This is a genomic window from Paenibacillus sp. FW104-T2, from assembly GCF_058789975.1.
In genome coordinates this window covers 1-14,067 of record NZ_JBYTCE010000009.1, presented here as the reverse complement: position 1 = coordinate 14,067, position 14,067 = coordinate 1, and the positions used below count along the sequence as shown (strand labels likewise).

General features: G+C 45.3%; 13 protein-coding genes. 1 reads left to right on the top strand and 12 read right to left on the bottom strand.

From position 1 onward, the window contains the following. Positions 1–2 precede the first annotated feature (2 nt). From AC3WQ3_RS13125 to metH, 8 genes are all read right to left on the bottom strand, one after another. The gene (locus AC3WQ3_RS13125) at positions 3–776 is read right to left on the bottom strand and encodes an ATP-binding cassette domain-containing protein (protein WP_154894359.1); all 774 of its coding nucleotides are present in this window, start codon (positions 774–776) and stop codon (positions 3–5) included. A gap of 2 nt (positions 777–778) precedes the next feature. Next, positions 779–1,096 (bottom strand): thioredoxin family protein, encoded by a 318-nt coding sequence (locus AC3WQ3_RS13120; RefSeq protein WP_154893801.1) that lies wholly within the window; start codon positions 1,094–1,096, stop codon positions 779–781. Continuing rightward, positions 1,096–1,434, bottom strand: a complete 339-nt coding sequence (locus AC3WQ3_RS13115) for a cyclic-phosphate processing receiver domain-containing protein (protein WP_095286453.1) — start codon at positions 1,432–1,434, stop codon at positions 1,096–1,098. Before AC3WQ3_RS13115 ends, AC3WQ3_RS13120 begins: the two co-directional genes overlap by 1 nt. Positions 1,435–1,454: 20 nt before the next feature. Further along, positions 1,455–2,303 carry a deoxyribonuclease IV gene (locus AC3WQ3_RS13110; RefSeq protein WP_336782078.1) on the bottom strand — a complete coding sequence of 283 codons (849 nt, stop codon included), beginning with the start codon at positions 2,301–2,303 and terminating at the stop codon, positions 1,455–1,457. After that, on the bottom strand, positions 2,293–3,114 hold the full coding sequence (locus tag AC3WQ3_RS13105) for an Fpg/Nei family DNA glycosylase (RefSeq protein WP_492472467.1): 822 nt from the start codon (positions 3,112–3,114) through the stop codon (positions 2,293–2,295). Before AC3WQ3_RS13105 ends, AC3WQ3_RS13110 begins: the two co-directional genes overlap by 11 nt. Positions 3,115–3,120: 6 nt before the next feature. Next, positions 3,121–3,930: a TIGR01457 family HAD-type hydrolase gene (locus AC3WQ3_RS13100; RefSeq protein ID WP_336781992.1), complete on the bottom strand. Its 810-nt coding sequence runs from the start codon at positions 3,928–3,930 to the stop codon at positions 3,121–3,123. A gap of 348 nt (positions 3,931–4,278) precedes the next feature. Further along, entirely contained in the window at positions 4,279–5,223 is a 945-nt protein-coding gene (rnz, locus tag AC3WQ3_RS13095; RefSeq protein WP_492472466.1) for a ribonuclease Z, read from the bottom strand. A gap of 74 nt (positions 5,224–5,297) precedes the next feature. Continuing rightward, the gene (gene metH / locus AC3WQ3_RS13090; protein WP_336781994.1) at positions 5,298–8,738 is read right to left on the bottom strand and encodes a methionine synthase; all 3,441 of its coding nucleotides are present in this window, start codon (positions 8,736–8,738) and stop codon (positions 5,298–5,300) included. Between the two features lie 179 nt (positions 8,739–8,917). Between metH and AC3WQ3_RS13085 the strand changes: the two genes are divergently transcribed. Further along, complete coding sequence (locus AC3WQ3_RS13085) at positions 8,918–9,463, top strand: cupin domain-containing protein (RefSeq protein ID WP_095286447.1); 546 nt, start codon at positions 8,918–8,920, stop codon at positions 9,461–9,463. 92 nt (positions 9,464–9,555) lie between these two features. On the opposite strand, the gene AC3WQ3_RS13080 is transcribed toward AC3WQ3_RS13085, so the two are convergent. The 4 genes from AC3WQ3_RS13080 to AC3WQ3_RS13065 all read right to left on the bottom strand — a co-directional run bounded on the left by AC3WQ3_RS13080 (position 9,556) and on the right by AC3WQ3_RS13065 (position 13,850). Further along, complete coding sequence (locus AC3WQ3_RS13080) at positions 9,556–10,230, bottom strand: GntR family transcriptional regulator (RefSeq protein WP_336781995.1); 675 nt, start codon at positions 10,228–10,230, stop codon at positions 9,556–9,558. Positions 10,231–10,336: 106 nt separating this feature from the next. Further along, on the bottom strand, positions 10,337–11,968 hold the full coding sequence (locus AC3WQ3_RS13075; protein WP_492472465.1) for an ABC transporter substrate-binding protein: 1,632 nt from the start codon (positions 11,966–11,968) through the stop codon (positions 10,337–10,339). 70 nt (positions 11,969–12,038) lie between these two features. Next, positions 12,039–12,908: a carbohydrate ABC transporter permease gene (locus AC3WQ3_RS13070; RefSeq protein WP_127536699.1), complete on the bottom strand. Its 870-nt coding sequence runs from the start codon at positions 12,906–12,908 to the stop codon at positions 12,039–12,041. 12 nt (positions 12,909–12,920) lie between these two features. Further along, positions 12,921–13,850 carry an ABC transporter permease gene (locus AC3WQ3_RS13065; protein WP_371859930.1) on the bottom strand — a complete coding sequence of 310 codons (930 nt, stop codon included), beginning with the start codon at positions 13,848–13,850 and terminating at the stop codon, positions 12,921–12,923. Positions 13,851–14,067: the final 217 nt, after the last annotated feature.

Sequence of the window (14,067 nt, the reverse complement as noted above, 5' to 3'; positions counted from 1 at the left end):
TGTTACCCTCCAGAACGTACGCGAATCCATGGTCGATCGTGATCCCACTCAATGTCGACCGGAATGTCATACGTATGCATAATTGTATCCTGTGTCAAAACTTCATGTTTGTTTCCAGCCGCAGCAATACGACCTTCGCGAATTAATGCTACATGTGTAAATAAGGGCATGATCTCTTCTACATGATGTGTTACATATACTACTGTTATATTGCGCTGACGAAGTCGGTCGATTTCAGCCAACATTTTTTCCCGTTCGTACAGATCGAGTCCAGCGCACGGCTCGTCCATAATTAGTAACTTAGGGTCCGCCATCAGTGAACGTGCCAGCATGACTTTTTTTCGCTCGCCCTGGGAAAGTGTACCGAGCGGGTGATTAGCCAGTTTAGCGAAGCCCATGTCATCCAGAAGATTCAAGGCTCTGGTCTTTACTTCATCGGGAATGGTCTGATAAAAACGCAAAAAGGCAAATGCACCTGTCGCAACGACCTCCCAGACCGGATCTCGCAATGTCAGTTTTTCAATCAGCGTTTGACTGATATAACCAATCTCTTTTCTGACTTCACGAACGTCACATTGCCCATATAAGTTCCCCAGCACCTCAATACGCCCTTGACTGGGGAACATATATCCATTCATCATTTCCAGCAGCGTTGTTTTGCCTGAACCGTTACGTCCCAGAATGACCCAATGCTCGCCCTGCTCAATATGCAGATGAACGTCATCCAGGATCTGATTATCCTCACGGCGGAGAGAAACATGCTCCATCGAAATAATCCTCATTTCAGGACCGCCTTTCGAATTTCATTTAGCAGGTGCTCCACCGAGGACATTCGGTAAATCATTTTAGGTACCTCCTGCTCTCCATCAAACAGCATCACTGCAGGTACGCTTGAAATTTTAAACTGCTGCACAAGATCCGGAATATCATGAATGTTCATTTCAAATAATGTGTTCTCAGGCAGCAAATGCTCCGCGATTTCCAGCATTCTTCTCGCTGCAGCACAAGTACCGCATAAAGGGGTGTAGATAAATACAGCTTGAGGAATACCTTCCCACACACCGCGCATCAAAAGCTTCGAATGAATGGGCTTCATCAGCTAAGCTCTCCCGCAGCAACCCGAAGCATAACCTCACCTGTCATCGGACCGTTGTGTACCTTTACAGTGTCAGGTTTATTGGTATATAACAATTCGTACATCTGACGTTTGCCATACATGCTGGAGGTGTGTAAATAAATTTCGCGCGGAAACAGCCCTTCCCGTACAATGGCAGCTGCAACTTCTCCACCATTAGGCGAATCCGGACCCAATTCATAATCCAGGGACAGGATATCCACGTCACCTTCCCTGAGCAGCATCAGACATTCTTCAGCATTGGTAGCCAAGACAAATCCCTTGGGACATGACCGGTAATCATCCAAGAAAACATGCATACGACCACTCCTCTCCCCGTTTACAACCAGGAACGCATGACCTCAATATCATCTTTGTGCGTCCCATCCTCACCTGTCTCGGTTTCCAACACAACGACAGCCCGTTGGAACTCAGGTGAACTCAACAATTCTTGCATCGCTTTGCTTCCTATAAATCCCTGACCGATTCGCGCATGTCGATCCTTGCACGAGCCGGAAGCATATTTGGAATCATTAAAATGCACAGCAGCAAGTGCATCCCAGTACCCAAGCTGTCTGCCTTTCTGAAGCATATCCTGTTCACTATTGCTGTGCCACATCCCTGAAGCAAAAGCATGACATGTGTCAAAACAAAAAGCAATATGCTCCGGATATTGGCTCAGCTTGCGAATCTGAATCATTTCTTCCATGGTCGTGCCCATTGAACCGTGGTCACCTGCCTGATTTTCGAGCAAGATCTTTGCCTCTCCATTCCAGTCTTCCAAAACCGTATCCAAACAATGAATGAGATTCTGATATCCTTCAAGCGGCTGATCACTCTTAAGATGACCAAAATGAACAACCGTTCCTACTGAACCGCACACATCTGCAATGTGCAGATCATTCCTTATGGAAGCTACGGTAGCATGAAACCCCGCCTCTCCACGGGTCATGCCCAAAGCCGGATTCGTCGGATAGGGTGAGTGTGCAATGGACGCAATGCCATTCTCCTCACACCACTCCCGGCACAATTCAGCATTTTTAAGGTCAGGATCTTTCAAACCAAGGCTCCGGGGGTTCTTCGGAAAATATTGAAATGCCGTTGCCCCCATCTCATATGCCCTCTTGGCTGCTTGTAAAAATCCACCTCTCGTGCTGACGTGTGCGCCGATTCCGTAATTAGGCCTCATGCTGACAATTCGGACAGAAGAAAGCCTTCTTCCCCGTAATTTCCACTCGTGCAATCGTGCCTCCACAACGTGGACAGCTTTCCCCTTCGCGATCATATACCCTACATTGCTCATCAAAACTTCCTGTTTTCGTGTCCCCTTGCATCAGCGGCATTTCCATATAACCACCCTTCGAAGCTGCTTCACGGAGCACCGACTGCATAGAACGGAACAAACGCTCTGTGAGTTCTGGTGAACTGGCGATGTTCTGTGTTTTGGAACTAGGTCTCAAACCTGCAGCAAAAGCAATTTCATCCGAGTAACAATTGCCGATACCAGCAATAATGTGCTGATTAACCAGGGTCGTTTTGAGCGTTCCGCGGCGTCCTTTCAGCAATGAAGCAAAACGCTCAGGATTCATGCGTCGATCAAGTGGCTCAGGTCCAAGATCGGCCATGGCTTCTTCCGTTTCCTTGGATGTAAGCAGGTGCAAATAACCCAATCGGAGTCCAATAAAGAACAAGATATGATCACCAAATTGAATCTCAACTTGTGTCGACCGATCGGGACGATCTGCCTCAGTCCCCCAGTAAATCATGCCTCCCAGCATGAGATGGAGCACCAGTCGTTTACCGTTTGCCAAATGGAAAATAAGATGCTTCGCCCGGCGCTCGACAAAAATAATACGATTGCCTGTAAGTTCGCGCGTAAATTCCTCTGGCTCTTTATTGATGGATTTTTCCCGATTAACGACAACACCAGTAATAGGTAAATCAAGTATTTCTGCGGACAATAATGTCCGGTAGTTTTCCATTTCCGGCAGTTCCGGCATCTGTATCTATCCCTTCTTGGATGCTTGGCTCGCTTGTTGCGACAGCCACTCAATCAGTTTATGCAAATCATCAAACACATGATCAGGACGTATCTTGGTCGCGCTAATATGAGTGTCCATATTTTCTTTCGTTGTGACTCCGGTCAATACGAGCAATGTCTCGCATCCAGCTGCTGCTCCTGCTGCAATATCTGTACGCATATTGTCCCCGATCACTGCCACTTCATCAGCCCTTAAATTTAATCGATCAATCGCTGACTTCATAATAATGCTGGAAGGCTTGCCGATTACAGTTGGTGAAACACCTGTAGCCGCTTCGATCGCAGCACCAATGGTACCCGCTCCTGGAGTCAAGCCATCATCAGAGGGGAGCTGCAGATCTGGGTTGGTCAGAATTGATTTTGCTCCATCATTAATCCAGCGCAGTGCCTTGGTTAGTTTTTGGTAGGAAAATTCTCGGTCAATGCCTTGAATGACGTATTCCGGCTTTTCTTCCGTCCTTTGCAATCCTGCTTCATCGATAGCCTGAAGTAAACCAGCTTCTCCAATGCAGGCAACTCTTGCCCCAGGAGATTCTTCAGCTACATATTCAGCAGCAGAAACTGCAGAAGTACAAACTTGAGATGCTTCCGCTGGAATTCCCATTTCGTTCAAGTGATCTGCTACTCCTTGCGGAGTACGTGAAGAATTATTTGTTACAAATAAATAAGGTACTGCCTGTTCATTCAGTGTCTGAATAAGCTTGTCTGCCCCATCAATACGATGTCTGCCATGATAGAGTGTTCCATCCAGATCGATTAGATAGGCCTTAATCATACAGAGCACTTCCTTTCTTTTAGACCATTAACAATTCATGTCCTTAATTACATTTTGATGTTTTTTGATCCATAGCTATGTATTTCAAAAATAATACGGGCTTGCTCGTATGAGCACGCAACACGTCGAACCGAATCGAACCCAGACGTTTTCACTCGCGCGCCTTCTGTACAAGCTTGTCATTTCCTGCGCTTTCCCGGAAAATAATTTGGTTCATTTCCCTGCTCATATTGCCCATCCTACACGCTTTCCGATCAGATTGCAAAAGGGACCTCAGGGCCTCTCCCCTTCAGTCCCGCCTGAATTGCCGTCTTTAAACGAACATTTTTTGAAGTCCAACTGCCTTAATTATAACTGAGATCCATTCTGATGATGAATGACAGGAATTAACTGATGCTCATTCGCCAATCTGGAGTTGGGAAAAACGGCCTTTGCCTCGTCCAAAAGGGGCTGCAGCTGTTCATCATCCTTATAACGAGAGCTAAAATGAGTCATAATCAATTCTCCAACATCTGCTGCTCTGGCCGCCTCAGCCGCTTGCTTAGCAGTGCTATGATAGTACTCATGAGCGGTATCTGCCAAATCGTCCATAAATGTTGCTTCATGTACAAGTACATCTGCATGCTTAGCGAGGGGCAATACATTTGCACACGGTCGTGTATCTCCCAAAATGGTTATCACTTTGCCGCGTTTGGGAGCTCCTAATACATCCTCCGGACGAACAGCTTTGCCGTCATCCAGGGTAATCGTCTCACCGCGTTTAAGACGACCAAAAAGAGGACCCGGCTTCAAACCATACTCTGCCAGCTTGGCTTGATCGAGACTGCCTGGACGATCCTTTTCCGTAATTCGGTAGCCGTAGCTGTCGATCCGATGTTCCAGTAAAGCAGACTCTACAATGAAGCTCTCGTCTTCAAACAGCAAACCACCTGTATGCTCAACAATCTTCAACTCATAGTTAATCCGAGACTGACTTAACTCCATTACGGTTGTAATCATACGTTCTGTCCCAGGCGGTCCATAAACCGTAAGGGGTGTAGTCCCTCCCTGGTAAGCCCTGCTCGAAAGCAGGCCGGGAAGCCCGAATACATGGTCCCCATGAAGATGGGTAACGAAGATTTTCTCCAATTTACTCAGTTTTAGCGGTGAACTCAAAATTTGGTGCTGGGTTCCTTCCCCGCAGTCAAACAACCACAAAGCTCTTCGCTCATCCAACATGCGGAGCCCAATGGAAGTTACATTCCGCTGCAGTGTAGGTACACCAGCGTTAGTTCCCAGGAAATATAGTTCCATCCGGATTGCACCTCTTTCTGTTGCCAGCAAAAAGCCTCCGACGATGCGGAGGGCTCTGCCTGACCTCTTATTGACTATGCTTTTTCAACATTAAAATATTTGGCTTGCGGATGACTGAACACCATCGCGGATACGGAAGCTTCCGGCTCCATCATGAAGCCTTCCGTCAGTTCCACACCAATATCCTCAGGCTGCATCAGCTTGAAGAGTGGCCCCTGATCTTCCAAATCCGGACAAGCCGGATATCCAAATGACACCCGTATGCCTTGGTAACGCGCGCCATGACGCTGTTTCATGGTCATGTTCGCCGGATCCGGGAAGCCCCATATATCTCTCATCATATGATGTACTCGTTCAGCTAATCCCTCAGCCACTTCAAGCGCTACAGATTGCAGAGCATGTGATCGAAGGTAGTCCCCTTGCTCCTTCCATGCCGTGGATAGTTCACGAACACCGTGACCGGCTGTTACAACCATGAATCCAACGTAATCCATTTCTCCGGATTCCACAGGCTTCAGGAAGTCAGACAGGCACAGGAACGGTTCAACCTTTTGCCGCGGGAATGTAAAGGTATGCAGAATATTGCTTGTATTCTCGGGATCGTAAATGATGATGCTATTGCCGCTGGATTGTGCTGGGAAGAAGCGATACATCGCATGTGCCTGGATAATTCCATCCCGGACTGCTTCTTGCATAATTCCGTCTACAACCGCTTTGAGATCGGTAGCTTTGGGATCACCCGAAGCGAGCAGCTGCTCCACAGAACCGCGAAGGCCAAGATGATGACCAAGCAGCATCTGCATGTTTACATACGGCAAAATGTGCGACAGTGGATAATTACGCAGCGTGTGCCGCTCAAGATCCGGAGGAACAAGAACAGGATTGTCGATTGCGATATCCGACCGCTCTACTCGCGTAAGCTCCGGTAGCGGTTTAACCGCTTCTGTGCTGGACGCATCCGCTTCTTTTTCAGCCTCCATCTCCAGCTGCATGGCTTCACGGGAAACCGGGTTCATCAGCTTGTTAGCCAAATCCAGACCGTCCATCGCGTCCTTTGCGTATACAACCATTCCGTCATATTCAGGACGAATCCGGTTCTTGGTGAATTTGCGCGTAAGTGCTGCTCCGCCCACCATGATAGGTACGTCGATACCCGCTGTACGCAAATCTTGCGCGGTGACAATCATCTGCTGTGCCGATTTGACAAGCAAACCGGATAAGCCGATAGCATCCACTTTTTCTTCTCTATATGCTTCTATGATTCGTTCTGGTGGTACTTTTATACCCAAATTAATGATTCGGTAACCGTTATTGGACAGGATGATCTCCACCAGGTTCTTCCCGATGTCGTGCACATCACCCTTAACTGTTGCCAGAATGATTTTGCCTTTCACAGATGTTTCATTTTTCTCCATGAATTGTTCCAGATAAGCAACTGAGGCCTTCATTACTTCCGCACTCTGCAGAACCTCGGCAACGATCAGCTCGTTGTTGTTAAACAGTCGGCCTACTTCTTCCATCCCCTGCATAAGTGGCCCATTGATCACTTCAAGCGCTGAGTATTTGGCAAGAGCCTGTTCCAAATCTGGCAACAATCCCTCTTTGCTGCCTTCGACAACATAAGAGGCGAGACGCTCTTCTAATGAAAGATTCGAAATTTTCTCTTTCTTCTCAACCTTTTTGTTCCGGAATGCCGCTACGAATGCAGCGAGTGTTTCGTCATTCGTATTATAGAGCAGCTCTTCCGACAATCTGCGTTCTTCTTCAGGGATGGAAGCATAACGTTCCAGCTTCTCCGTGTTTACAATCGCGTAATCGAGTCCTGCCTTCGTACATTCATACAAAAAGACAGAGTTTAGGACTTCCCGACCGGCCTCAGGCAATCCAAATGAGATGTTGCTGATACCAAGAATCGTATGACACTCAGGCATAGCTTCCTTGATAACCCGAATCCCCTCAATGGTTTCCTTGGCAGAACCAATATACTGCTCATCCCCGGTGCCAACAGGGAACACCAAAGTATCAAAAATCAGGTCCTCAGCCTTCAATCCATACTTGTTCACCAGCAGATCGTATGAACGCTTGGCAACCTCCAATTTATCTTCCCGACTAATGGCTTGTCCACGTTCATCGATGGTACCCACTACAACGGCTCCGCCATATTTGTGGATAAGAGGAGTTACAAGCTCGAATTTCTCTTCCCCATCCTCAAGGTTAATGGAGTTAATTATCGCTTTACCTTGAGAGTACTGAAGAGCAAGATCGATCACCTTTGCGTCGGTTGTATCAATCATCAGCGGAACTTTTACTTTTTTGACGACCAGTTCGAGGAATTTTTCCATATCCTCAGCTTCTTCGCGGTCCGGGTCCTGCACACAAACGTCGACAACATGTGCTCCATTTTTCACCTGAGCGCGTGCAATTTCCGAAGCTTCCTCGTATTTCCCTTCAACGATCAGGCGCTTGAATTTCCGAGATCCAAGCACGTTGGTCCGTTCACCAACCATATATGGACGATTATCCTGCTCTATATATACGGGATCGATACCGGATAATGCTGGCGGATGTGTTCCGTTCATTTCTCTTGGGGGGTACTTGGCAAGCGTATCACGCATCGCCCGAATATGTGCTGGAGTTGTACCGCAGCAACCTCCGGCAATGTTTAACCATCCCTGTTCGGCAAATGCTCCAATTTTCTGAGCGAGTGAATCAGGTGATTCATGATAATTACCATTTTCATCAGGTAGACCTGCATTCGGATAACAGCTGACTGCTACTGAAGCCATTCCGGAAAGAGAACGGATGTGGTCACGCATAAATTCCGGGCCTGTAGCACAGTTTAGTCCCACTGAAATTGGGTTAAGGTGTTCTAGGGATATATAAAAGGATTCGATGTTTTGACCCGCAAGGGTTGTGCCCATCGGTTCAATTGTCCCTGAAATCATCAAAGGGAGCTTAATTCCGCTCTGCTCGAATGCTTGCTGGATACCTATGCTGCCTGCTTTGACATTAAGGGTATCCTGCGAAGTTTCAAGCAGTAGCGCATCAACGCCTCCCTCAATTAAAGCGAGCGCTTGCTCGGAATAACTGTCGATGAGCTCCTGAAACGTTACGCCGCCCGTAACTGAGAGCGTCTTCGTTGTTGGTCCCATCGCACCTACCACATACCGTGGGGACTCTGGAGTTGAAAACCGATCTGCCGCAGCTCTCGCAATTCGAGCAGCTTCGAGGTTAATCTCGCGGGCACGATCCTGGATATCGTATTCGGCCAATACAACCGAAGTAGCTCCGAATGTATTGGTTTCGATTAAATCTGCACCAGCTTCCAGATATTCTTCATGAATGCGCTGGATGAGTTCTGGACGTGTAAGTACCAACATTTCATTACAGCCATCCAGATCCTCTCCGCCAAAATCTGCACCAGTGAGATCAACTTGTTGAATCATGGTCCCCATCGCACCGTCGAGGATTAATATTCGTTGTTTTAATGCATCATGTAGACTAAGCTTATCCAATAACTTCACCCCCGCAAAACGTTAAATCTTAGTTTAACAGAAACTTACTTATTGTGAAAGATCGGTTTTATTCAGCTGTATGGCGGGTTTCAGACGATTAAGGTCGAATTTGCGAATCGACAAAAAGGTAGACATCCGATATAATATCTATTAAACCAAGTGGAAAAGAGGGAAAGAACATGGCTGAAATTGTGATCAGAAATACGAACGAACGTATCACTGGAGACGAAAATGTTCGAAATTTCTTGGACAAATATGAAGTGCTCTATGAAAAATGGGACGCATCCAAATTAAGTGCTGAATTGCAAAATAACTTTGGATTGACTGATGATCAGAAAAACCAGGTCTTGGAAACCTTTGATTATGAAATCAAAGACCTCGCTGCACGTCGCGGATATCAAATCTGGGATGTCATCACCCTCTCCGAACAAACGCCAGATATCGAAGAAAAATTGGCCAAGTTCGAGGAAATCCACACACATGCCGAAGATGAAATCCGTGCCATTGTCGCTGGTAAAGGGATCTTTGTTATCAAAGGTACTGATGATGTAGGTTACTTTAATGTAGAATTGTCTCCTGGAGACGTCATTTCCGTACCCGAAAACACTCCGCATTTCTTCACTTTGATGGAGAACAAGCAAATTATTGCTGTCCGTCTCTTTATCGAAAAAGACGGCTGGGTTGCTGACCCGTATCCGGATCCTACGTTCATTAAGCAGGCCTAATCTTATATTACGGATATCGTTCATTCAACAAACCCCTGTCCATTTGAACAGGGGTTTGTTGCGGTTTGGATCATTATACAACATTAGATGGATTATATAAAATAATGTGGATACTTTGCTTTGACCGTCTCCTGTTCAACGACGACAAGTCTAAGGTGAGCTTCCATCACCTTCATCGCTTGTTCTGTTTGGCGCTCCTTGATGAGCTGGTAGATTTCCTTGTGTTGGGAGATAATAATTTCGGAATTCATGTCTTCGGACAAGCGAAGGATACGCAGACGATTAAACGGAATGTTAAGCTGCTGGAGCATTTTCCACGTTCTCATTTTTCCAGTTCCCTGAAACAGGATCTGATGAAACTCCTCATCCAGTTCAAACAGTCGATAGAAGTTATTCTTATCCATGCACACTTCCTGCATGGCGATATTGGTTTCCAATCTGAATTTGAATTCTTCTGCAAATGAGGCACACGCCAGCGCTACAATTTCCTTTTCTATTTTTTCTCGCATAAATCTGCCTTCTTCCACATGCTCCAGATTAATATGTGAGACGATTGTTCCACTCTGCGGGATAATATCCAAAAGTTCCTCTTCAGCAAGCTTCATAAAAGCTTCACGAACGGGTGTTCTGCTAACCTCAAGTTCATCCGCTATTTCTTTCTCTGAAATCTTCGTACCAGGTTTAAGCTCAAGGTGCAAAATTCTTTCCTTTATCAGCTCATATGAATAAGCCCGGGTCGAACCTCTAATCTTTTGATTAAGTGACATGCCTTAACCTCTTCCTCTCAGCCGTATTCATTCATCTTAGCATAAATTGCCGTTTCACTAAAATGAGCTCAGCGAAACGGCAATCGATTAAACTTTGTCTATCATGCTACTGCTGTTTGTTCTCTTTATACTTTTTGTACGTATCGTTGGAAATCTGCAAGTACTGAGACAACCCTTGTCCTTCCAGCTCCTGTACAAATGCATCGAACTCGTCAAGACTGCGTTCGCCCAGAATAAATTTAAGGGTATTTTGGTCCGAGTAGTCCTTAAGTGGAGTACTAAGCAATGTCACCTGTTCACGGTCAAGATCTGAGTACGGGATTGGAGGTTCAGCAGGAATAACTTCCTTGGTATCCTTCATGTCCTGCTGGAATTTCAATTCTTCTTCACTAAACATGGAGTGCAGCAGATCCGTTGTTCCACCATAAGCAAACACGCCACCAGAGAAACCGTAATCAATACGCAGATCTTTTGTGCCTTTAGGATTCAATCCATTATAGTTCACATCATCCGCAAGCTTGCGAATCCCATCCTGTTTCGTGAAGGTCTCTCCTTCAACTCCCCATTTGGCAAACTCCTGTCCTTCATCACTGTAGTATAACCAGTCAATAAATTGCATTGTTGCTTTGAAATTTTCACTATCTTTGATTTTACCGGAAATCATGACACCGTTTTCAAGTCTTGATCCAGACATTAATTGTCCTTTCGGACCACCCGGAACCGTAATTTTAGCAATGGAGAATTTTCCTTCACCCAACGTTTTATTCATATCATTGCGATGCAGCACTAACGTTTGAGAGTTACCGTTAATGATAAACGACTTGCCAGAGACAAATTTTTGTGTCGCTTGATCATCATCTTGAGTGAAACTTTCCTTGTCCAGCAATCCTTCGGACACCATTTTGTTGAAGTAAGTCAGCATTTCTTTGTACTCAGGAGTAGTGGATGTATATACGAATTCATCCTTGTCTTCCTTATACGTAAGACCATTGCCGAAACCCCACCCGCCCTTGGTTCCAAAACCAGCAGCCGCAATATTCAACGTACTGTTAAATTCAAATCGGTCAGAGAACGGAATCGAATCTGGGTAGATCTCTTTCAACTTCTTGGCAGCATCATATAGTTCATCCCAAGTTGTTGGGATAGGAATGTTGTTTTCCTCGAAGACATCCGTTCTAACAATCAGTGTATAGTCTGGCCATACTTCTTCATGCAAACCAGGGAGAACATAATACTTCCCGTCTTCCTGACGGAGACCCTCCAGTTCATCCTCAAGTCCCCATTTCTCTATCTTGTCCTTGAAATTAGGCATCAAGTCAACATAGTCACTTACGGGTAATATGGCTCCAGAAGATACGAAGGCAGATTCTTCACCCGGATAGGTTTTAGGGATTACGAGAGGTGCATCTCCCGAACTGATCAAAAGAGATCTTTTTTGCGGATAGTCAGACATCGGTACAATGGTAGGATCCAAGGTCACACCCGTCAGCTCGGTGATTTTTTGGAAAAGCAACCAATCTTTCTTATATGGATATGCTGGCTGATCACTATAAAGTATGGATAAGTTGAATGGCTCCGAGGCTTTAAACGTTTCACCCACTCCGTAGGACTCCATAGCCCCTTTGGATTCAGGTTCGGCCTTCTCGGTTCCCGCTCCGCTGCTGCATGCTGCCAAAACAACACTCATCATTGTTGCCAAAACCATCTTGCCTACAAGCTTGCGTGGTCTCTTTTTCATTCCATTGTCCCCCTGCATGTGGTTTAGATTGGCCTTGCGTCTAAGAGATGTTAACTATATGCACTTGGAATTACTGCTTGACAGATCCCAACATGATACCGGTTACAAAGTATCTTTGCACAAACGGATAAATCGTAAGGATAGGCAGAATTGTAAGTACCATCGTTACCGACTTGATATTGGCTGAGATTTGAGTCAAATTATCAGCCGACGCTCCAGCAGAAGCTCCTCCTGTTGCACCTGCAATCATGTTCCGCAAATAAATGGTCACAGGGAACAGTTCCTTTTTGTCGAGATATAGGAATGCCGGGAACCATGAGTTCCAGTGTCCCACTGCGTAGAACAGAACCATTGTAGCCATTACAGCCTTACTTAGCGGCAATATGATACGAAGTAAAATACCATATGTGTTTAAACCGTCGATGGCTGCTGCTTCCTCCAGCTCCTCAGGCATGTTTTCGAAAAATGATTTCATAATTAACATGTTATAAATGCTGATTGCTCCAGGTACAACTAATGCCCACATCGTATTGTTCATGCCAAGGGAATTAATCAGGACATAGTTTGGAATCAATCCGCCACTGAAAAACATGGTGAACACGGCAAACATTGTCCAGAACTTGCGTCCCATTAATCTCCTTTTAGAAATCGCATACGCGAATATGGTTGTCATAAACATGGATATCAACGTACCTACCACGGTGTAGATAACTGTATTTTTATAATTGGTCCAGAACATGCTGTCACGCGAGATGGTCTTATAGGTTTCCACATTGAACCCTCTCGGGATGATACTGACTTTCCCGGAATTGATATAGGATTCGCTACTGAAAGATTGTGCTACGACATTCAGGAACGGATAGAGTGTGACGAATACCACGAGCAGCAAAAAGATGGCGTTGAACACTTTGAACACTTTGTATGATTTTGATTCCTGCATGTTGCCCCTCCTTTACCACAAGCTTCGTTGTGTTAGTCTGCGTGAGATTGCATTTACCGAGAATACCAAGATCAGTCCGATGAGTGATTCGAATAACCCAATCGCAGTAGCGTAACTGAAGTTGCTGGATTGCAAACCTACACGATACAGATAAGTGGAAATCACGTCTGATGTATCATAGATAAGCGGATTGTAAAGGAGGAGAATTTTCTCAAATCCGACAGCAAGAAAATTACCCATATTCAGAATTAACAATGTAACAATCGTTGGCAAAATGCCTGGGATGGTTACATGGATCGTCTGTTTCCAGCGATTAGCACCGTCAATCCGTGCAGCTTCATACAAAGAATCATCGATTGTTGTTAATGCGGCAAGATATAAAATGGCTCCCCAGCCCATGCCTTGCCAAATTTCAGAGGTTATATAGATCGTTCTGAACCATTCGGCGCGCTGCATAAAAGGAATGTTGTCTCCAGTAAAGAATGCAACCAAGCCATTAATGGATCCATTCACTGCCGTAAGTTGCAAAATCATACCGGCTACGATAACGATCGATAAGAAATGCGGCAGATAGGATGCAGTCTGAACGAACTTTTTGAAGCGTTTACTTTTTACTTCATTCAAAAGCAGAGCAAAGATAATGGGAACCGGGAAAGTGAAGAGTAATGCAAGCCCACCTAAAATGAGTGTGTTCCCAAATACTTTCCAGAATGTAGGGTCCTGAACGAACATCTGAAAATACCTTAACCCAACCCAGGTTTCACCAAAAATGCTGCCTCCGGGTACAAATCTTCTAAAGGCAATCACATTACCAATCATGGGCCCGTATTTAAAAATTATCAGATAGATCACTGGAAGTATTAATAGTGAATACAGCTGCCAATCTTTGCGGAGTAAGGCTCCAGCCGTTCTCAACCTGCTTTCTTTGCGTAATGAGGTCATCGTAAGCGTGGTTTTAGCAGTTTCTGACTTCATATCTGATTCACTCCGATCAAATAAACTTGATAAAATTAAAAGTACTTCATGACAGCTCCCATCTTCACTTCTTTCTATCGAAACCCTTTCAGAAATTTCACCCCCACTGCATACTAAATATTTTGAATGTAAGCGATATCAATTTAAAGTAGTTTAATGGATACACTTAGGTACAGATTGTTTT